We start from the raw sequence: 20,242 nt of genomic DNA, 5'->3' as shown, positions 1-20,242 counted from the left end.
TGGCCAGTGTAAATATTCTTTAGTTCAATTTATATATTAAGATTTATGTAACACGTTGAAGGAGCGCTCACTTATGAATACAAAAACAACCGAACTTCAATCTGAAATTACGGCGCATTGGGAGACGCAGATTTTACCCTTCTGGTCCAACCTTAAAGATACAACCCACGGTGGATTCTACGGCTGGGTTGGCAATGATCTTCAGGTTAATCAACAGGCGCCCAAAGGCGGGATCGCCACGGCACGGCAACTTTGGTCTTTTGCAGCAGCCTATCGGGTTACCGGAAACGAAAGATGGCGCGATCACGCGGAGCACGCCTATCGGTTTCTCACTGATCATGTGATGGACACCGAATATGGCGGTATGTACTGGATGGTAGATTACACAGGGGAAGCACTGGACACGAGCAAACATGTGTATACGCAATCATTCGGCGTGTATTCACTCAGTGAGTACTATCGAGCTACCGGGGATGCTTCTGCATTGGAACTTGCGAAAACGCTTTTTGCTCTAATCGAGGACAAAGGTTTGGATGCCGAACTACCTGCGTACAAGGAACAATTTGATCGCACATGGAAGGAACAGCCTAATGAAATGCTGAGCGAAAATGGGGTGATTGCGGATTACACAATGAATACGCATATCCATGTGCTGGAGGCCTACACCACGCTCTATCGCGTGTGGCCGGATCAACAAGTGAAGGCGGCGCTGGAACGCCTGCTCGGAATTCTATATGAACGGGTGTATGACCAAAACACCAAGTTTCTCGGGGTATTTTTCAACAAACAGTGGGAATCCATCATTGATCTCCGCTCGTTCGGACATGACATTGAGGCCAGCTGGCTAATCGACGAAGCACTGAAAGTTCTGGGGATGGAACAATATCCGGAGTATGCAGCGATGGTTACGGATATCGCCTATAACATCTCCAATGTAGCCGTGAATGCCGATGGTTCCCTGTTAAATGAACAAGAAGGTGAACATATCGATGAGAAGCGAATCTGGTGGGTTCAGGCCGAGGCGATGGTCGGTTTCTATAACGCGTATCAGCGTACAGGTGATCCATTGTTTCTGGAGAGAGTGGAACGCTTGTGGGACTACACAAAAGAAAACATCATTGATCAGCGCGCTGGTGGGGAATGGTACTGGTCGGTTGACGGGGACGGTACACCGGATCAGAGCGAAATTGCCGGACCGTGGAAATGCCCGTATCACAATAGCAGATTCTGTATTGAACTAATGGAGAGGATGGGATCAGAATGATACACCCGAAATACAAGGAGTTACTGGAGAAACAGGAGCAGCTACTTACTCGCCCTAATGAGATCAATTCTTCCTTCTACAACGGCGTATATGATCGGTACCAATATCCAGTTATCACTCGCCATCATGTACCGCTGCATTGGAGATTCGATCTGGATGAGACGACGAACCCGCATTTCATGGAGCGCCTGGGCATTAACGCTACACTGAACCCAGGAGCCATCTATTTCAATGGCAAATACGTCATGGTTATTCGTACCGAAGGATTGGATCGCAAATCAATCTTCGCGCTCGCCGAGAGCGATAATGGTATCGACGGATTCCGTTTCACGGGTAAACCATTGGTCTGGGAAGATATCGATGCGGATGAAACCAATCAGTATGATATGCGCCTTGTTCAACATGAGGATGGCTGGATCTATGGCATCTATTGCTCGGAACGTAAAGACCCGGAGGCTCCTGCATTTGATACATCCAGCGCAGTTGCACAGGCAGGACTGGTTCGTACACGAGATCTCACAAGCTGGGAACGGTTGCCCAACATCACAACGAATTCCCCTCAACAGCGCAATGTCGTATTGCACCCGGAATTCGTGGATGGAAAGTATGCCTTCTACACCCGTCCACAGGACGGTTTCATCTCAACAGGCAGTGGCGGCGGAATCGCCTTTGGTCTGTGTGAGGATATCTTGAACCCTGTCATTCATGAAGAGACAATTATCGACGAACGGCAATATCATACGGTATATGAGGTCAAAAACGGTCAGGGCCCTGCTCCGCTTAAGACGGATCGTGGCTGGATTCACATTGCTCACGGTGTTCGGAACACCGCGGCAGGCCTGCGTTATGTGTTATACACCTTTGCCACCGATCTGAATGATCCGGCGCGTATTATTGCCAAGCCGGGCGGCCACTTCATTGCCCCTTATGACGATGAGCGTGTAGGCGATGTGTCCAATGTTATTTTCTGTAATGGTGCTGTAGTCAACGAAAATGACGAGGTCTTTATCTATTACGCATCCAGTGATACCCGCTGTCATGTGGCAACAACTACGCTGGAAAAACTAGTCGATTATACGTTCAATACAACGGGTGATCCATATCGTTCCCTGGATTGTGCCAGCCATCGGGGTCAGCTGATTGAACAGAATGAGAAGCTTTTACAGAAACAATTAACGTAACATCGGTAGAGCGTCCTCTCAGGGAAACCTGCAATGTGCTGAAAATTAGCGAAACAACAGCCAGAATTGCTTTATTCCAAGTGGGTAACGATGTATACTGATATGGATTGTTATTATGTGCGGAGAAAACACTCATCATAATGACAGCACATTGTGCCTATACCGGCTTGAAGGAGGCGACCATACTGAAGAACAATATCACCATGCGGGATATCGCCGACAGGCTCGGGGTCAGCAGTGTGACCGTCTCGAAAGCATTGAATGATAAAGATGGCGTGAGTGGCGAATTAAAGGAAAAAATTAAAGTGCTTGCTGTTGAAATGGGCTATCGGTATAATGCCGCTGCCCGTTCCATGAAGGAAGGCTTAACCCATAATATTGGCGTAATTATCCCGGAGCGTTTTACTGGGCCTACGCAGTCGTTCTATGTACGCGTGTTCCAGCGCATCACCAAACATCTGGAGGAACAGGGCTACTACGGCATTCTGCACATTCTGAATGTGGAGGATGAGGAGGAATTAACACTGCCCAAGCTGTACAGCGATAACAAGGTCGATGGTTTCATCGTGCTCGGACAGATCAGCAAAGAGTATATTGAACTGGTGCGATCGATGGAAGTTCCCAAAATGTTTCTCGACTTCTACGATGAACATTCGGACATCGATTCCGTCGTTACTGATAACTTCTACGCTGCCTATGAGCTGACGAACTATCTGGTTCAGCAGGGCCACCGTAACATTGCTTATGTAGGTAACCTGTATTCCACGAGCAGTATCCAGGACCGATTCCTCGGGTACTACAAATCCTTGCTGGAACATCGCTTGCCGATGAATCCGGATCTGGTTCTGAATGATCGGGATGAACGGGGTACGTTTATTGAGATTGATCTGCCGGAACAGCTGCCAACCGCTTTTGTATGCAACTGTGATCAGGTCGCTCATCTGCTCGTTCAAAAACTGACTTCAATGGATATTCAGGTGCCTGGCCAATGCTCTGTTGTTGGTTTTGATAATGATATCTATGCGATGCTCTCCGATCCCAAGCTCACAACTGTTGAAGTGGATGTGGAACAGATGGCACGCACGGCAGTTCAGTCCATGCTCAAAAAGGTCGACAACCCAAACCGCAGTTTCGGCCGTGTACACGTGAAAGGCAACATCATCTATCGTGACTCGGTGAGTACTGTGTCTGCCTCATCAGATACTATGGATATCTGAATTAAAAAAATGAAATAAACGAACACAGATGACTGGCCTTTATCTTACTGGCCAGTCTTTTCTGATGCATTGGAGCTTAACGACGGCGATGATTTGTTGAATCCATCAAAAATGTAGTCGTTCTCCAAATCGAGAGGATGAGGATCAGCTCATACACATTGGTTAAAGTACCGGTTTCCACTGGCAGGGAGATTAACTGCCCTACAAACAACAAGGCAGTTCCAACAAACAGCCAAACCCATTTATGTTTGAAAAGAACGACCAGGCTAACAAATAACAGAACAATCCCCACGATGATCACCATCATCGGCGGACCTCCATGACCTTCTGCCATATATCTCAGTACTCCATACTCTTCTATCACCTTGAGATTTTTAACCTCGGATAAAGTAAAACCTACAATCTGGTAGACAACCAGACCTAAAGTTATCAGCCATGCCACCACACTCGTTATACTTCTATTGGCAAACTTGGCACCTGAGCTGCGCAAGATATGGTAGCCAACAAGAATAAGGGTAGGGGTAGCAAAGGCATGTAGCCAAAATCGAAGGCTACTGAGGACCATTAACACTTCCCCATCCCCTATCAAATTACCTATAGCAATAATTCCATTGTCATATGCCAAGCTGAATGCTACAAATAGCTGAAAACTGGAATACGCGAGCCATTGCTTCCTCTGGGTTAAATCGACGGCCATCCAAACAACAAGTATCAAATAAACAAGCGTAAGTACGGAGTATATCCATACATCCAAGCTGCTTCACCATCCTTATTAGTTAATTCTAATAAATTATATTTACCGGTAAGTAAAATTACAAGGCGTACTTGTATAAATGGTTAATTTGTCATAAATTACTCACAAAGGTAATGAAGATAAATAAAGATTCACAACGATCACCGGCGAGACCAACACATGCTGTAGCTGGAGATGATCCACCCTAACAAGGAGTCACTTTTCAAGCGGCCCGCCAAACTGTTTATGAAGCTGATTCATATAAAAAGAGCACTCCCGGCTATCATAGCTGCAGGAGCACTCTTTTCCTTATTTGAAGAACGTAAAGCAACAGGTTACTCTGATATCAATAACTCGTCTTCAACCAATTGTCCTTGGACCAAGTCAATTTACCCGAACCCGCGCCATTGGAAGCCGTGAGGCGAGCATTCAACGTAGATGGATCATCCGTGTTATAGCTGTAAGGAAGTGTCGAGAAGCCGTTCCAAGAGAACGATTTCACCACGGCCGGGATTGGCGCCAGTGGACTGCCAGACGTATCACTGCTGCCACGGAATGAGCTTCCATCCAAAGAATACATAGTATCGGTCACTCTGATTTTGCCGGTATAGGTTGGATCTGCCGGATCGGTCTGATTGTTGCGCACAGGATACAGAACGTCCTTGATAACTGATTTCTCGACCAATACGGCTCCGCTCTCTGTGGAGATTGCCCCATTGCCAATGATATCGAACTTATAACCTTTGGACGCAATCGCTGTTGCCATCGCCGTTGTAATTTTGGCTTTAGCGGCACGTGCCCCTGTTGCATCCATTACGATGTTGTACGCATGTGCGTTGCCTCCACGCAGGCGTGGCATCCGGTCCTGAATATCTTTGTAGAGATTATGGTGCAGCGTCATGGACAGGTTGGCATTAGCCGATTCCAGGCTGGTCGAACCGACCAGATGTCCTTTCTTTTGTGGTCCCGAGATGGCGATAATATCGGCTTTGCTGAGACCTACAGCACTGCTGCGCAGGTAGTTATACATGGGATAGGAAGCCTTGTTTGCTTCCAATTCGTTAATCTGCTGGGTAACCCAGCTGTTCGAGCTGCCGTCATCCCCTTTGAAGAGGGACCAGGAGATGGTCACGCCGCTGGTTCCTTTTTTCGAATCGACGAGTCCGTCATAGGCTTTATTAAATGTGCAGTGATCAATCCATACGTTGCTGTTCTCCTCCAGGGTGATGTAATCCCAATCGTTCTTGTCGTAATCACCTTTGGTGGATTCATCCCATTCCCATAACTCATCAAATTCCAGATTGCGGATGATGACATTTGAGCTTCGTTTCACGCTGATCGCAGCGTGTTTGATCTTGGAACCATTGGCGGAGAAAATCGTGAGTCCATTGAAACCGTCAATCGTGAGCTTGCTGACACCGGTCTGTTTTAATACGGGATGTGTCAGCGCATCATTATGCTTGGCAAAAGGAGAAGTCTGCGCTGCGCTCGGAATTTCATTCCATCCCAGATTCAGATCGTTCATGATCTCAACAACTTTGACACCGGAGTTCTTTTTCAGCGCCAATGCCAGATCGGTCGCATTATACACTTTCTTATACGTGGCTGTGTTTGATTCGCTAATGATGCCGCCGCCCGCATTCCCTTGGGAGAAGCCTGTTAGATTGTAGTCTGCGTTACCCGCTGCCTGCACACTTGCCGGGCCGGACAATAAAGTTAACCCTAACGTTAGAGCCAGAGCTGTGCTGCATAAGCTTCGAAATTTGCTTTTCATCGATTCCATTCCTCCCAATATATGATGATGACATTCGTCCATCGCTGCCATGCCAGGTACGAAGGACATGTTCTCAATGTAGGTTATGAAAGCGATTACAACAATAATCCCTATCTCACATGTGGTTAGGAAAGGCTGGTAAGGTAAGGGTTTGTACTGTAAGCAACCTTGAATCGTACAGAGTTAACTTGGGGAGTAAGGTTTCAGGAATATATCGTGGTAACAAGAACATTCCAGATGGGATGAAATTAAAAAAGCAGGACTGCATCTGCCGCAGACCTGCTCGATTTTACTTTTTGATGGAACGTGTCCAGAAGCCGCCATGGAACTGTTTGGGCTCCACGGTAATAACAAATGCTTTGGGGTCCAGATCGAGAATTGTCTGGTAGAGCAGTTTCTGGTTTTTTCGTTTTGCCAGAATCTCCATCACAAGCCGATCCCCATCACGTCCACTGCCCACCCATGCAGTAACACCATATCCTTTATCTCGCAGAGCATTCGCGACGTTGTTGCCCATCTGGTTACAGATGACTTTAACGGTAACGTAACCGAGCGCGATCTTCTCTTCAATCCACGCACCGAGCAACACTCCCAGTCCATAACCCACCGCGTACACGATCAGGGCCGAAGGCTGAGTCAGGTATTGGAGCACCAGATTCAGACCGAGTACATAGATCACAATCTCACCCATGCTGATCAGTGCGGCGATGTATTTCTGTCCTTTGAGTGTCAGAATCATCCGGAGTGTATAAGCGGATACGTACACAATCTGGATCAAAAAGATAAATACCAATATTTTAAACAATCACAATCCCTCTTTCCTGGCCCTCCCAACGGAATTGGCCCTTTGCTGCATATACTCGACGATTTCGGTTCATCTATGCTTCCTGTATGTTCGCTCTATCTCCATCATTGGACGTTATGCCCTCATTCTAAACGGTTGAATGTAAATCCGTAGGCATTTTCTGCTCTCTGGCATGCCGGAACTGCAATTATAGAACCGTTTGTACCGATTATCAACCCGGCAGAGGTCCCAGGGTCGAAAACGGTGGTCTTTGAATATGCTGTATCATCATAAAGCCAAGCACGCTCGCACAGGATATCAGGTCAGAACCAGGATGGATGGGTCAAAACAAAAGGGGGTGCCGTCATGCAGCTATGGCAGGAGATGGAGCGGGAAGGCATGGAGGAACTCATTTTTTGCCATGATGCAGATAGTGGATTGAGGGCGGTCATTGCCATTCATAACACGGTCCTTGGACCTGCGCTCGGCGGATGCCGCTACTGGACGTATGCGTCCGAGGAAGAAGCTGTTCGGGATGCTGTGAAGCTTGCCAAAGGCATGACGTACAAAAATGCAATCTCTGGACTACCGTATGGTGGCGGGAAAGTGGTCATATGGGATGTACCTTTTGTGAAGAATGCAAAACCGGATGAGGATGGTTGCGGATCTCATAGTGGTGAGCGGGTCGCTGGAGAGCTAGGGGTAGAGAAACAAAAGGGCGCTGCCGCTGAACGGGAAGTCGTCGCTGATGAGGGTACGCATCCACAAGATAAAAGTCTGGATACGGACGTATCCAAGCGGGCGCAGCGCTTTCGCGCACTGGGTCGTTGTCTAGAGCGGCTAAATGGACGATACGTGACCGGTCTTGATCTGGGTACTACGGCGACAGACATGGACCAGATCCGACTGGAGACCGCACATGTGACGGACACCACGGGTTCGCTTGGGGCGCAGGATGACTTCACTGCCGAGATGACCGCCTACGGCGTACACATCGGCATTGTGACCTCGCTGCGCCAGCAAGGCATTGCATCTTTGCAGGGCATTCCCGTTGCCGTCCAGGGACTGGGCAAGGTCGGGTATGCCCTGTGCCGTTACCTGCATGCAGCCGGGGCACGGCTCATTGTGGCAGACGTTGTACCGGAGCGTGTACAACGTGCCCTTGTGCAGTTCAGCGGCGCCATCTCGGCCGATCCGGCCCATATCCACGCCGCTGACTGCAAGGTCTTCGCCCCCTGTGCCCTAGGGGGCGTACTGACCCCGGCAACGGTGGGGGAGCTGCGCTGCTCCATCGTTGCCGGGGCGGCCAACAACCAGCTGAGTGAACGACAGCTGGTTGCAGGCCGCATGCAGGCGCGCGGCATCCTGTACGCGCCTGATTATGTGCTCAACGCAGGCGGAATCATCTCCACCGCCTACGAGCTGGAAGGCGCCGGGCCTGACCTGATCCGCCAAAAGGTGGCGGGGATTGCAGGCACGCTAAGCAAAGTATACGCAGAAGCTGCGCAATCTGCGATCTCCACAGCCGATGCAGCCGATCGGCTAGCCGAATCAATCCTCCGCTCAGGCCATAAGAAATAGGGCATCCAACCCTGCTACCTATGTATATTCACGCCGCCCACACATTCTTCGTCACTCTAATGTTCAAAGCTATAGCATATCTGGAACTCATTATAGCTTCACTGGATTTCGACATTTCGACGTACTGAAAGAGAGCCTCCACTGCTTTACTCCATTCTAACGAATCTGTTACACCCTATTTGCCCCTTTTAGCGCGAACCTAATATCTAACGAATCTCAGACGCACTATTTCGCCTAGTTTGGTCCTTTTTCAAGCGAAATAACTACTTTTCCGAAGGTTAGCGTTCCTGAGGTTCGTTAGAATTTATATTTCAGATTTTCACCCTGAATAAGTTGTCTCAGGTTCGTTAGCGCTGCGGCGAAGGTTTCCTTGGGGTAGTATCACCTATCAATAAGAGCTAACCTAGACGTAAGTGTCCCGGTTAGCTCTTTTTAGCTCTTTTTAGCTCTTTTTAGCTCTTTTTAGCTCTTTTTAGCTCTTTTTAGCTCTTTTTAGCTCTTTTTAGCTCTTTTTAGCCCTTCTTAGCACTCTTAACTCTTCTAGGCTCTTATCACTTCGTCCTTCTACTTTCTAATCCCTTATCGCTTTTGCTCTTGCTTTTGCTCTTGCTTTTGCTCTTGCTCTTGCTCTTGCTCTTGCTCTTGCTCTTGCTCTTGATTCCTTGATTCCTTGATTCTTTGATTCTTTGGCTCATTTTTTTCCAATCGCTCTCTGTACGGATTACATTAAGTTTTCTTGTAAACCGTCCCTCTCAACGTAATCCACCTCTTTTCTTTCCTTCTTTTACTCTTTTATTCTTCAGTTCTGCTGCAACTTCTCAAACTGCAACCGACCTCTTCTTCGCTGTCTTCTTCTCTCGAAACAGTAGCGTCCACAGCAACACATTCGCTACGATCAGTAGCGCACCATAGATCCATACGCCCCCCGACACTGATCGGAAAAAGACATGGACTCCCCATAACATAGCAAGCACAGGGAGGGCGGCGAATACATACCAACCATCACTTTGCTGCGCCATACTGAAGGATTGGGAGAACGGTGGCTTACGCAACAACAATTTGCCTGCCAGTGGGACAAGCGCCGTAGCTGTCAGCATAATAATTGCAATATCCGGCAGTATCCGTGACCCAAATGTCCAGGTAAACAAAATGGCATTTGCCAGAAATATAGGCAGGAACATGTTGCATAAGAATGCCTTTAGAGCTCCTTTATATAACGCGCTATCATTCGCCATCGGTGCAGCGCGAAAAGTCCAGAATGCCTTATATTGTCCTGAAAATTTCAGCATGACTACAACCGTTACAACCAGCATCAGCACGATGTAAAAGGTGTATACAAACGAACTTTGTCTAAACTCCGCCCAACTAGAAGATTGCAATTCAGTAAACCAAAATACATAAGGTAAAACAAATGATAAACCAAGCGATGGATACACCTTCAGCTTGAATTCCCGTTCATTACGCATCATGCTGGCTGACAGACGGAAGCAAGCCTGCTCCTCTCTCGAACGACTGACCACCTTGGAGATCAACCGATCCCATCTTCCACGTCTGCGTCCGGAGGACTGACCCGAATGTGCCATTTTTTCCAAATACAATTCAAAGGAAGGCATTAGCTTCACATATACGATCATACTCACCACAGGAACCAAGACTGCCAGTGCTGTGAACGTATAGATCCACACATTCCCGCCCCCTGCAAATAACCATTCATATGCAGCCGCATACCATAACGGAGGTAACAGCAACTGCCACCAAGCCGGGGTAAATACCATACCAAAATCAATAATGCTGAACGAACGAATGACCAGCTGATAACCGATCGCAATCCCCACGGAAAGCAGAATCTGCACCATATTGATCATATCCTTCAGCTTCTCACCATCCAGAAACTTCATCATGAACAGATAGATCAGAGACGTTGTCACCAGAATTAGCATATTGATCAGAATCAGTTCCACAAGGAAAATCAGAAAGAATCCGATCCCATGCGTCACCAACGCGGCAATTAGCGGTATACCGGTTAATGAACCCGTCAGTAATAGCAGATATACGCCCGCATGGATGGCTCGGGCCATCCCCACCGTTCGTCCATTAACGGGCTTAGTCATAATGATATTACGATCCCGAATGTCCAGTAGCACGGAGGAAAAATCCGAGATCATGGACGTCATGATCATAAACATTAAGATGCCAAACACAAGGCCCATCTGAAGCATGAAATGCCCCGTATCCCAGACGATGAAGGGAACCATCATCAGTCCCATTAATCCATACAACCACAGGGATCGAAGAAACTGATTACCTTCCTTGCGCTCCTTTTTCCCTGAATTGCTGGATAAAATAGTAGGTACTCTGCGTTGATCCATCTGGAACTTCACTCGCAAGATCAGGCGCAGTACATCATAATCCGCCCCTGTTCTGGCGATGAGCGGACGAAAGCGATCCAGAATCTTGAGTGTGCGGAAGTCGGAGGATTCCTCCATATCAGTACACCTCCTGCACAATGGATACAAAACGCTCCGCAATGGCTTTATGTTCATTGAAGCCTGTCAATTGATTGAATACTTCCTCCAGCGTGCCTTCCATGGATTGCTGTTGGAGCTGCTTGAACGTACCGTCTGCCACTACGCGTCCTTCAGCGATCAGTACAATTCGACTGCTGATCTTCTCCACCACATCCATGATGTGTGACGAATAGAAGATCGTTGTGCCTTTGGCTGACAATTGTGACAAAATCTCTTTGACCACCATCACACTATTGGCATCCAATCCGCTGAGCGGTTCATCCAGAAACAACAGATCCGGGTCATGCAGCAGCGCAGAGATCAACAGCACTTTTTGACGCATACCTTTGGAAAAGGATGCAATGCGGGAATGATATGATTTTTCCAGTCCAAAACAATCCATCAATAGCTTGGCTTTGTAATCCGCATCTTCATAGGACATACCGTATAACTCTCCCGTAAAAGTCAGATACTCCGCAGGCGTTAATTGTTCGTACAATTCCGCCACCTCCGGAACATAGCCGATTCTGCGTTTATACTCTACATCGCCATCCGCAATATCTTTACCAAAGATTCGAACCGTGCCTACATATCCTTCAACCAGCCCGAGTAAAATCTTAACCGTCGTACTTTTGCCAGCCCCGTTTGGACCAATATATCCAATCATCTCACCGCGATTCACTTCCAGATCGATGCCGTTCAGCACATAACGTCCGTTGTATCTCATACGCAAGCTTTCAATGGATAGCACTTGTTGTTCACTCACTTCGTTATCCAGCTCCTGTCTCTATCTTTTTCTACAATTCTACTAGTTTACCACAGATTGGGATGGTAATGATCGGAAATAGGTCACGATATCAGCCATCGTTTGGATATCCCCTTCGAGTAAAAACATCACGTAACATGCGTGAATACATCACAAAGCCCCTGTCCCACCTTATGGTAAGAGACAAGGGCTTCCACATTATTTTGAACCTTATTTTATAATATCTAAAAAGTCTTACTGCACCTTAACAATCTGAAAATGCTGATTCGTACCGCCATTATCCGTCCACTGGATGGCCGCAGCCCCATCTGCCAGGGATTGACTAGAGATATCCAAGACCTTGCCTGTACTGCGGTTCTTCAGTTTATAATAACCACCACCTACATGGACGAGCTGCCATTGCTGGCTGGCCCAGCCACCATCATTCCACTGTTCAATGACAGCCCCATCGGTCGTGGCACCATTTTCCACACCAATTAGCTTGCCACTGGAACGGTTGATGATTTTGACATAACCGCCACCCGCATCGGTAATCTGCCACTGTTGACTTGTCATCCCCCCATCTGCTCGCTGCTCCAGATCCGCACCGTTGGCGGAAGAACCCCCAATGACATTTAGCAATTTGTTACTCTTACGGCTAATCAGCTGATATGAAACATTCGGGTCCCAGACATCCGGTGTACTCACTCCGGTCACAGTCCCTGTTGCTGTATCAATCGTAATACTGCTGGCCCAGTTCATCGCCAGACTGGTTGCACTCGGGAATGAAAGTGGCAGCCAGACATACTTGGAATCCTGCACCGGTCCGCTCCATGCACCAGCCCAGCGATCACCCATGTAGAGATAGGATGTGGTCTGTGAACCTTCTACTGGAACGACATAGGTGGATTGGGAACCATACGTTGTGCTGTCTCCAAAATTGCTTAGGCCGCTCCATGTGCCTGTAATGCTGGAGGCTGTCGCATATTTGGCCTGATTTGGATTCCAGCCGGTCGCACCCGAGGTGATCAGGAAGTAGACGCTGTCTTTTTTGAATAGGGCTGGTGCTTCACGATATTGTCCGGGCCATAGTGTTGTGACAAGGGATTCCACACCCAGGAAATCCGGGGTCAGTTTATATATATTCAGATCAGCATTCACTCGGGTTGCAGAGATCAGATAAGCGGTTCCGTTATCGTTGTATACCGTCATGTCTCTGGAATCATACCCAAGTGGACGATAACTGCCCACATACGTGTAGTTGCCATCCACCGTATTCGAAGTAGCTACCGCCACTCGGGCCTCGCCATAATCCAGACCATTCTCCTTGTGCATCCACAGCACATATTTGCCGGTAGCACTGTTGTAGATGACCTTTGGGCGTTCAATGTTAGAGATATTTAACTCGGCTGCCGAACTGCTGGTGAGCACATCATTGCGATACTCCCAGTTCTTCAGATCCGATGAACGATACACCGATACCGCCTTGAACGTTCCATTCGTATTACGATTCTCCCCAAACCAGTAATAATACCCATTTGCCTTAATCATCCCGCCCCCATGAGCATGAACGACATTGCCATTGGTATCCTTGAACTGTATCCCGTTCGTTACACTAAGTGGAGCAGCTGAAGCATTCGGTCCGGGTGCAAGCAGCATACCTATTGATTGTAGCGCCAAAACCAAAGCAAGCAGATAACTCAAGCGACGGGTAAAGCGACGTGAATGTGTATTCTTTTTCAACCATCCATCGTTCATAGCCATATCGTAATGCACCTCCATGTTTTTTTATGAAGCGCTTACATAAAATAAAATCGATATGTCTTATCTGCCTCCGATCGATGATGCATTTCAGCATTAGAATTCCTGGCAATACTGGCTGGGCGTTCACCTCCCTGATTCCGATTGTATCCGCCACGTTCCTGCTCGAATAGTGAACAATCCGGCGGAAGATGTACAATTTTATACTCCGCTCTCTCGATCAACAGCAAAAAGACGCTTCCCCCGAAGCGTCCTCTGCTATACCTGCCCTGCCCCTCCATGATGTAACGATCTCTAGCTGTGTGCGGCTGTTCATAGGCAGGTTTTTATATGATGTTTTATCGGCGTATACTCGCCCTTATTGCTTAATCTTGGTCGTCAAAATCCTGGTCAAACGATAACACTTTACCTGTGTTGGCATCGATATCTACATCTGCTTCACCTTGAGCGGTTCTCAGCTCGATCTCATACACATAGCGACCATCATCATGATCCAGCTCGACTTTGGTTACTTTACCACCCGTAACTTGTTTCAACGCAATGTTTGAAGCCTGGGATGCCGTCAATTTGACTTGCTTGGAAGTAGAGTTATTAGATGTGTTGCCTGTTACAGTACCTTTATAATCGTCGTCATCATCGTAGTCTTCATCATTCACGACCGCAAGGATTTTGCCTGTATAAGCATCCAGACGAACGACAACATCATTGGTTCCTTTTCTGTCGATCTCAACTTCATAGAACGTTTGGCCGTTTCTACGCTCCAGATCCACGTCATCCACTTTACCATCGGCTGCTTTTAACGCCAACGCTTTCGCTTGAGATGCATTCAGCATTTTACCTGTGCTGTTCTGATTCTGTGTTGCAGATTGTGTTGTTGACGTTGGTGTAGTTTGCACCGATTGTCCGTTCACATTTCCGCTAGCCGCTACGGCCGATCCACCAAGTAATACTGCTGCTGACAAGCTACCAATCCAAAGTTTATGTTTGTTCATCATCATCATTCATCTCCTCGTTGTTGTTGTTTCGTTCTCGTCTACATTTATAGAATAACCTTCAGGAATGAGAGATCAGCGAGAGTTAGATTAGAATTTGATGAGAAAATGAAGAGAATGCTCATTTAATGAGTGTTCATTATGTATGTAATCTAAAAGAAATGAAAAAGATGACCCCTACATTAGGAATCATCTATCCAACAAGGTGTAACTCTATATTCAATGGATTCCTGTACAAATGTTAATCATCGTCCTCATCCCAAGTCACCGAACGAATTGCTCCTGAGATGGCATTCACTTGCACAATAGCCTCCCGGCCATCCTCCAAATCAATTTCAACCAGATAATATGGATTCCCGCTGTTGGTTCCACGCAGTTCGATGTCGTCCACTTCCCCCGGAACCTCCGCAAGTGCCTTCTGTTTGGCTTGTTTCTCGCTCAGAAACTGAGGTTTGGGATCATCCTTGGTTGGTTCAGTTGTCGGGGCTGCTATTGTTTTGGAAGCTATCGTCTCTCCCGTGTATGGATCAATCGTGAGTTCTTCACGACTGTTATCCTTTGCCTTCACTACCGCGGTGTATACCGGACTGCCTTGTTGCTCCACAAGTTCAAGCGAGACCAATTGGTTATCCGTTTTTTGTTTTAACAACGCCGTCTTGATCTGCTCGCGGCTCCATAACGTCTTCTCTTCCGCTTGCGGGTTCGACTCCAGCCGTTTAATGGAATTCACAGCAGCTGTAACGGCATCCACTTGCACATCATATAGGCCGGTCTCCGAACGGAGCTGCATGATATACGTCCCGTCCTTCAACGTCGAATTTACAATCTCTCCTGGATATTGATCAAGCACCGATTGTGCTGCCGCATCTGCCGTAAGTACCGCACCAGTCGATTGCCAAGGCTTCCACCACACCACAACTGCCACAATCAGCACAACGAGAAGCCCTGCACCCCACCAGAGTGACCTTCGCGATTTCGCCCATCCAATGTTCCCTTGTTCATGCCGTTTCATCTCCGGTGGTCGCTGCTCATGCTCTGTCATCACGTTTCCCCCTTATAACTCTCCCAATAGCCCGAGTTCATCTGTTATATATTCGGTCTGAGTTTAGTTTCCAATGGCTACTACATAAAATGAACTAATCTTTTACACAGTAACGGAGAGGACAGAAAAAACCTGAAAAAGCGAAGCGTTCGCCTAAAAGCTTTCTGAAAGAAAGCTACATCGGAAGCATACGCTATCCCCGGATTTTCCCCTTGAGAAAAGGGAATCAAAAAAATCTGGGGATAACAGCGATTGGAAGGTTGTTCTGTCATCGTAGTGTCAGTGTGAACAATCTTTAGTTCAGTTTATTTAGTATATAAGAGAAGAATGAGAATTTCATGAGAGCGGCCCGTTCTGAACCGATAAAGGCAAAATAATTGAAGCCTCGGTGCCTTCACCCTCGGTGCTGGTCAGTTCGATCCGTGCTCCAACTGCCCCTGCAAGCTCTTTGGCAAGTGACAATCCCAGACCTGAACCACTTGCACCTAAGCTGCGTGTTCTGGCCGGATCAACCCGGTAGAATCGGTCAAATACCTTCTCCAGCTCGTCCTCCCGCATACCAATCCCGGTATCCACGATTCGAATACGGCACTCTTGTCCCTTGGCTTCCAGCCTGACTTCAATTGCATCCTCACTATACTTCCGGGCATTATCCAGCAAAATAAACAAAAGCTGCTTCAGCTTACTCTCATCGCTGATCGCCCAGATTGAACCTGGGTCTTCACACCGGACTTCACGGTGATAGGCTTCGCGAAATGCACGTGTCGAGTCTGTAGCCAGTCTCGTGATATCCACACGCTCCAACTGTACATTCCACTGCTCTGGCTGCTTCGCGAGCAGTAACAGTTGCTCGGTCATCTCTCGCATGCGAACCGATTCGGACAGAATCGCTTCCACCGCTTCATCAAATACCTCGGGCCGCTCTTTTCCTCGCCGCTGTAGCAGACTGGCGTAGCTCTCAATAATAGTTAGCGGTGTTTTGAGCTCATGAGATGCATCGGATACAAATCGCTCCTGTCGCTCAAAGTTGGATTCGAGCAGATCCATCATCCGGTTGAACGTCTGTCCCATCGTTTTCAGTTCATCCTTAGACCCTTCCTCCAGTGGAAGACGCTTGAATTGGCCACTGGACTGGATATCAGTCATCGTGCGTGTCATCTGCTGAATCGGTCTGGTCATTCGATTCGCCAGAATCCGGCTGGAGATAATGGCTGGAATGAGAGCAATAATCGTGACCGCCACAAGCACAGTTCGCAGTACAGACAGACGATTCTCCGTCTCTGCAATGCTCTCGGTGACTTGTACATTCACCACCTCGCCATCAGGCCAGATGACCGGGACTGATACCCACACATAACCAATCTGTTCAACTTGGGTATACTCCGATTTCTTCTCACTTTCGTACTTATAAGGCAGCTTGCTCAGCTGATCGGAAGCTGCTGTTGTTGTCACCGGGGAACTGGTGCCGTCTTCATTAACAATCCGGAGCATGCCGTTCACAGGCGCGTAGGCCCGTAACAAGTCATCCGGCGGAATGGAGCCGGCAGACTGACGCACTCCTTTGACAATAGACTCCGCTTCCGCTTTCACCCGATTAACCTCGTTATCAATCGACATCCGTTCAAACACGATGTAGACCGACAGGTTCACCGCGATTAACAGCACAGCAAATAATACAGACGAATATCCGTAGATTTTACTGCGCAGGCTCATAACTGTTCCTTCAGGACGTATCCTACGCCCCGTACGGTATGTATTAAGGGCGGTGTGAATCCGTTATCCACCTTTTTGCGCACATAACGGATGTACACATCCACCACATTGGTATCTCCATAATAATCGTATCCCCACACGGCCTGCACAATCTGGTCACGACTGAGCACCTGACGTTGATTCTGCAGCAGGTACACGAGCAGGTCGAACTCACGTGGAGTAAGCTCAATGGCCACACCATCTCGGGATACCTCTCGCGTTCCTTCATTTAGTTTCAACCCGGCAGCCGTCAACCAGCCCGCCTCAGCTTCATCCTGATGCCCAGAAGAGTCATTCCCCATATCAACAGGTGTAGAAGAAGAAGCGGAAGAAACAACAGACGCCACTGCACTAAGCCGCAATGCAGCCCGAACTCGGGCAAGCAACTCTTCAATCTGGAAGGGCTTGGTGATGTAGTCATTGGCTCCTAGATCCAGGCCGGATACTTTGTCTTCTACAGAATCTTTGGCAGTGAGCATAATGATCGGAACCGTAGCATCTTTGGCCCGAACTCGCCGCAACACTTCAATTCCACTCAGACCAGGCAACATCACATCCAGCAGAATCAGATCCCACTGTCCTTCAGCATACTTCTCCAGTCCTTCTGTTCCACTACCAGCCTTGCCCACCTGATATCCCTCATACTGTAGTTCCAGTTCCAGCAGACGTGCTATTTTGGGCTCATCCTCTATGACCAGCACGGCTTCGTTCATGCAGCGCTCCCCCTCATCCCCATCATTTCATTCTCCCGTTATCTTACAATAACATCTACAATTTGCCCAAGGCATCTTCAACCGGATGCTCCCCGGCAATCAGATCAAAGGCCATTCGGTACGTCTTCTCTTCCTGCAAAGAAGCCACGATTACGCGGGCTACATCTTCACGCGGGATGCTTCCTGGCTCCAGATCGGTTCCAACTGCGATCTTACCTGTGCCCGGTTCATTCTTCAGACCACCTGGACGTATAATCGTGTAATTGAGATCACTTGCAAACAACACACGATCCGCATAATGTTTCGCCACGTAATAAGGCTTAATGGACTCTGACCATTTCTCCCGTTGATCTGCGCCATACGCACTGACCAGAATATATCTGGAGATTCCTTGCTGCTCTGCGGCTTCCATCGTTTTCACCGCACCGTCGAGATCAATAAGCAGTGTTTTGTCCTGACCGGTAGATCCGCCAGAACCCGCCGTAAACACAATGGCATTATGATCCTTCATTGCCTCAGCCAAATCCTCTACACTACCCTCCAGGTCACCAATCACCACATCTGCACCGAGTTCCTTCAGTGCATCCGCCTGCTCCGGTTTGCGGATCATAGCCGTTACTTTATGTTTGCCTTCCTGTGCCAGCTGTTCCACCACAAACTTTCCGATTTGTCCATTTGCTCCTATAACTAAAACGTTCATACGTCATTCTCCTCTCAGTTGAACGGATGGCTTGTTGCTGCTCCCCGTTCTTTTTATTTAAAGATACTCATCCTATAATTTAAACGAAAGCCGGCGCTTCTAAGCGCCGGCTTCATGTCCATGCCCGTTCAGTACCTCTATGAAATGTGAAGGATTCCATCGTTCCATTAATATGCCATATCCCCTAGGTACTTTATACGCGACCTCACATCGACCACTTCTGCCGCACCTTTTTCATCTGAATATCTGTTATTCTTTGTAATGGTGACAACCAAAAAGGACGCCCAAAAGGGCGCCCTTGAATGGCATTAAGATTAGTAAGCCAGTGCGAACAAACCGTGAATGTGAGCCAGGTAACGGATGTTACTTGCTTCTTTCATCATGGTTGCAGGCAGACCTTTCAGACGAGTCTGGTTGCCACCGATCATGCCGACAGCATCTTTACGACCCAGACTTCCCAGCGTACCGGAGAATACTGGTGTGAAGGATTCCATTGCGCCACCTTTGAACATAACGCCCAAGTTGTGACCAATAGTCTCACCCATTTGCCAAGCCAATTGTGCTGTTGGAGGGTAAGGGCGAGCGCCTTCGCTAGGGAAGACCACTGCGCTGTCACCAGCAACAAACACGTCTTTGTGAGAAGTAGATTGCAGAACTTCCGTAACTTTCGCACGGCCACGATCCACTTCAATTCCGCTGTTAGCAACAACAGCGTTGCCTTGTACGCCACCTGTCCATACGAGTGTGTTCGTAGGGATGGAGCTGCCGTCTTTCAGCAGAACTTCGTTTTCTTTCATCTCGGTAATCGCTACGCCAACGATGAAGTTAACACCACGTTTCTCAAGACTTGATTTAGCACGCTCAACCAGCTCTGGCGGGAATCCTGCCAGGATGGAAGGACCTGCTTCAACTGTGTACAGGGATACTTCTTTGAAGTCGATGCCTTTTTCTTGACATACAGCAGGAAGCAGGTCAGCGAATTCGCCAACAAGCTCAATACCTGTCAAGCCGCCGCCACCAATAACAAACGTAGCGTCTGCTTTGTTGCCGGACTGTTTGTAAGCATCAAGACGTGCTTCAACGTGTGCACGAATACGGTTTGCATCGCTAACCGATTTGAGCGTGAAGCTGTACTCTTGCAATCCCGGAATTCCGAAGAATGCCGTTTCGCTGCCCAAGGCAACGACAAGTGCATCGTAAGAGTATGTGGAGCCGCTGGTCATCAGAACTTTCTTCTCGTCCGGCTTGATTGTATCCACCGTATCGATTTTCAAGTTCACGTTTTTGCCACGCAGCAATTTTTCAAGTGGAAGAGCAACTGCTTGTTCAGCAATGCTTCCCGCTGCAAGACGGTGCAGTTCCGTGATAATTTGGTGTGTAGGGTAACGGTTCACGACAGTAATTGTCGCTTCTTCCGGAGACAAGTATTGACGCGCAGTCAATGCAGTCAACAGACCGCCGTATCCTCCACCCAAGATCAAAATTTGCTTCGACAT

18 protein-coding genes are annotated in these 20,242 nt (G+C 48.0%); 4 read left to right on the top strand and 14 right to left on the bottom strand.

Annotated features, from left to right (window positions below; all coding sequences use genetic code 11):
* Positions 1 to 73 precede the first annotated feature (73 nt).
* The 3 genes from MHI01_RS20210 to MHI01_RS20200 all read left to right on the top strand — a co-directional run bounded on the left by MHI01_RS20210 (position 74) and on the right by MHI01_RS20200 (position 3,662).
* Complete coding sequence (locus tag MHI01_RS20210) at positions 74 to 1,264, top strand: AGE family epimerase/isomerase (RefSeq protein WP_340983966.1); 1,191 nt, start codon at positions 74 to 76, stop codon at positions 1,262 to 1,264.
* Entirely contained in the window at positions 1,261 to 2,445 is a 1,185-nt protein-coding gene (locus MHI01_RS20205) for a glycoside hydrolase family 130 protein (protein WP_340983965.1), read from the top strand. Before MHI01_RS20210 ends, MHI01_RS20205 begins: the two co-directional genes overlap by 4 nt.
* Positions 2,446 to 2,585: 140 nt before the next feature.
* Positions 2,586 to 3,662 (top strand): substrate-binding domain-containing protein, encoded by a 1,077-nt coding sequence (locus MHI01_RS20200; RefSeq protein WP_076320107.1) that lies wholly within the window; start codon positions 2,586 to 2,588, stop codon positions 3,660 to 3,662.
* 76 nt (positions 3,663 to 3,738) lie between these two features.
* On the opposite strand, the gene MHI01_RS20195 is transcribed toward MHI01_RS20200, so the two are convergent.
* The 3 genes from MHI01_RS20195 to MHI01_RS20185 all read right to left on the bottom strand — a co-directional run bounded on the left by MHI01_RS20195 (position 3,739) and on the right by MHI01_RS20185 (position 6,974).
* Positions 3,739 to 4,416 (bottom strand): hypothetical protein, encoded by a 678-nt coding sequence (locus MHI01_RS20195; RefSeq protein WP_100528222.1) that lies wholly within the window; start codon positions 4,414 to 4,416, stop codon positions 3,739 to 3,741.
* Between the two features lie 325 nt (positions 4,417 to 4,741).
* A complete protein-coding gene (locus tag MHI01_RS20190) occupies positions 4,742 to 6,169 on the bottom strand; it encodes a pectate lyase family protein (protein ID WP_340983964.1) in 1,428 nt (475 codons plus the stop codon).
* Between the two features lie 289 nt (positions 6,170 to 6,458).
* On the bottom strand, positions 6,459 to 6,974 hold the full coding sequence (locus tag MHI01_RS20185) for a DUF2179 domain-containing protein (protein ID WP_036606590.1): 516 nt from the start codon (positions 6,972 to 6,974) through the stop codon (positions 6,459 to 6,461).
* 345 nt (positions 6,975 to 7,319) lie between these two features.
* On the opposite strand from MHI01_RS20185, the gene MHI01_RS20180 reads away from it, so the two are divergent.
* A complete protein-coding gene (locus MHI01_RS20180; RefSeq protein ID WP_340983963.1) occupies positions 7,320 to 8,534 on the top strand; it encodes a Leu/Phe/Val dehydrogenase in 1,215 nt (404 codons plus the stop codon).
* 579 nt (positions 8,535 to 9,113) lie between these two features.
* On the opposite strand, the gene MHI01_RS20175 is transcribed toward MHI01_RS20180, so the two are convergent.
* The 11 genes from MHI01_RS20175 to MHI01_RS20125 form a co-directional block, all read right to left on the bottom strand.
* A complete protein-coding gene (locus MHI01_RS20175; RefSeq protein ID WP_340983962.1) occupies positions 9,114 to 9,239 on the bottom strand; it encodes a hypothetical protein in 126 nt (41 codons plus the stop codon).
* Positions 9,240 to 9,352: 113 nt separating this feature from the next.
* Positions 9,353 to 11,020, bottom strand: coding sequence for a hypothetical protein (locus tag MHI01_RS20170; protein WP_340983961.1), 1,668 nt, complete (start codon positions 11,018 to 11,020; stop codon positions 9,353 to 9,355).
* A 1-nt stretch (position 11,021) separates the two neighbouring features.
* A complete protein-coding gene (locus MHI01_RS20165; RefSeq protein WP_047840868.1) occupies positions 11,022 to 11,807 on the bottom strand; it encodes an ABC transporter ATP-binding protein in 786 nt (261 codons plus the stop codon).
* 234 nt (positions 11,808 to 12,041) lie between these two features.
* Positions 12,042 to 13,550: an RICIN domain-containing protein gene (locus MHI01_RS20160; protein ID WP_340983960.1), complete on the bottom strand. Its 1,509-nt coding sequence runs from the start codon at positions 13,548 to 13,550 to the stop codon at positions 12,042 to 12,044.
* 35 nt (positions 13,551 to 13,585) lie between these two features.
* Complete coding sequence (locus tag MHI01_RS20155; protein WP_076251887.1) at positions 13,586 to 13,777, bottom strand: hypothetical protein; 192 nt, start codon at positions 13,775 to 13,777, stop codon at positions 13,586 to 13,588.
* Between the two features lie 135 nt (positions 13,778 to 13,912).
* Positions 13,913 to 14,542 carry a PepSY domain-containing protein gene (locus tag MHI01_RS20150; protein ID WP_036671701.1) on the bottom strand — a complete coding sequence of 210 codons (630 nt, stop codon included), beginning with the start codon at positions 14,540 to 14,542 and terminating at the stop codon, positions 13,913 to 13,915.
* A 238-nt stretch (positions 14,543 to 14,780) separates the two neighbouring features.
* Positions 14,781 to 15,581, bottom strand: a complete 801-nt coding sequence (locus MHI01_RS20145; RefSeq protein WP_340983959.1) for a PepSY domain-containing protein — start codon at positions 15,579 to 15,581, stop codon at positions 14,781 to 14,783.
* Between the two features lie 336 nt (positions 15,582 to 15,917).
* A complete protein-coding gene (locus MHI01_RS20140) occupies positions 15,918 to 17,294 on the bottom strand; it encodes a sensor histidine kinase (protein WP_340983958.1) in 1,377 nt (458 codons plus the stop codon).
* Positions 17,291 to 18,046, bottom strand: coding sequence for a response regulator transcription factor (locus MHI01_RS20135; RefSeq protein WP_340983957.1), 756 nt, complete (start codon positions 18,044 to 18,046; stop codon positions 17,291 to 17,293). The genes MHI01_RS20140 and MHI01_RS20135 overlap by 4 nt, the downstream gene beginning before the upstream one ends.
* A gap of 55 nt (positions 18,047 to 18,101) precedes the next feature.
* Positions 18,102 to 18,746 (bottom strand): SDR family oxidoreductase, encoded by a 645-nt coding sequence (locus tag MHI01_RS20130; RefSeq protein WP_127550365.1) that lies wholly within the window; start codon positions 18,744 to 18,746, stop codon positions 18,102 to 18,104.
* 314 nt (positions 18,747 to 19,060) lie between these two features.
* Positions 19,061 to 20,242: an NAD(P)/FAD-dependent oxidoreductase gene (locus tag MHI01_RS20125; RefSeq protein WP_036606574.1), complete on the bottom strand. Its 1,182-nt coding sequence runs from the start codon at positions 20,240 to 20,242 to the stop codon at positions 19,061 to 19,063.

This window comes from Paenibacillus sp. FSL M7-0656, from assembly GCF_038003225.1.
GTDB lineage: Bacteria > Bacillota > Bacilli > Paenibacillales > Paenibacillaceae > Paenibacillus > Paenibacillus amylolyticus.
Note: the sequence above shows the minus strand (reverse complement) of the source record. Positions and strands in the feature narration are given on the sequence as shown.

What these genes read in the sequence shown, in the direction of transcription:
- MHI01_RS20205 (WP_340983965.1), top strand. Translation starts at nt 1,261, where the DNA reads ATGATACACCCGAAATACAAGGAGTTACTGGAGAAACAGGAGCAGCTA.
- MHI01_RS20180 (WP_340983963.1), top strand. Translation starts at nt 7,320, where the DNA reads ATGCAGCTATGGCAGGAGATGGAGCGGGAAGGCATGGAGGAACTCATT.
- MHI01_RS20170 (WP_340983961.1), bottom strand. Translation starts at nt 11,020, where the DNA reads ATGGAGGAATCCTCCGACTTCCGCACACTCAAGATTCTGGATCGCTTT.
- MHI01_RS20125 (WP_036606574.1), bottom strand. Translation starts at nt 20,242, where the DNA reads ATGTCGAAGCAAATTTTGATCTTGGGTGGAGGATACGGCGGTCTGTTG.
- MHI01_RS20160 (WP_340983960.1), bottom strand. Translation starts at nt 13,550, where the DNA reads ATGGCTATGAACGATGGATGGTTGAAAAAGAATACACATTCACGTCGC.
- MHI01_RS20210 (WP_340983966.1), top strand. Translation starts at nt 74, where the DNA reads ATGAATACAAAAACAACCGAACTTCAATCTGAAATTACGGCGCATTGG.
- MHI01_RS20200 (WP_076320107.1), top strand. Translation starts at nt 2,586, where the DNA reads ATGACAGCACATTGTGCCTATACCGGCTTGAAGGAGGCGACCATACTG.
- MHI01_RS20150 (WP_036671701.1), bottom strand. Translation starts at nt 14,542, where the DNA reads ATGATGAACAAACATAAACTTTGGATTGGTAGCTTGTCAGCAGCAGTA.
- MHI01_RS20190 (WP_340983964.1), bottom strand. Translation starts at nt 6,169, where the DNA reads ATGAAAAGCAAATTTCGAAGCTTATGCAGCACAGCTCTGGCTCTAACG.
- MHI01_RS20140 (WP_340983958.1), bottom strand. Translation starts at nt 17,294, where the DNA reads ATGAGCCTGCGCAGTAAAATCTACGGATATTCGTCTGTATTATTTGCT.
- MHI01_RS20145 (WP_340983959.1), bottom strand. Translation starts at nt 15,581, where the DNA reads ATGACAGAGCATGAGCAGCGACCACCGGAGATGAAACGGCATGAACAA.
- MHI01_RS20135 (WP_340983957.1), bottom strand. Translation starts at nt 18,046, where the DNA reads ATGAACGAAGCCGTGCTGGTCATAGAGGATGAGCCCAAAATAGCACGT.
- MHI01_RS20130 (WP_127550365.1), bottom strand. Translation starts at nt 18,746, where the DNA reads ATGAACGTTTTAGTTATAGGAGCAAATGGACAAATCGGAAAGTTTGTG.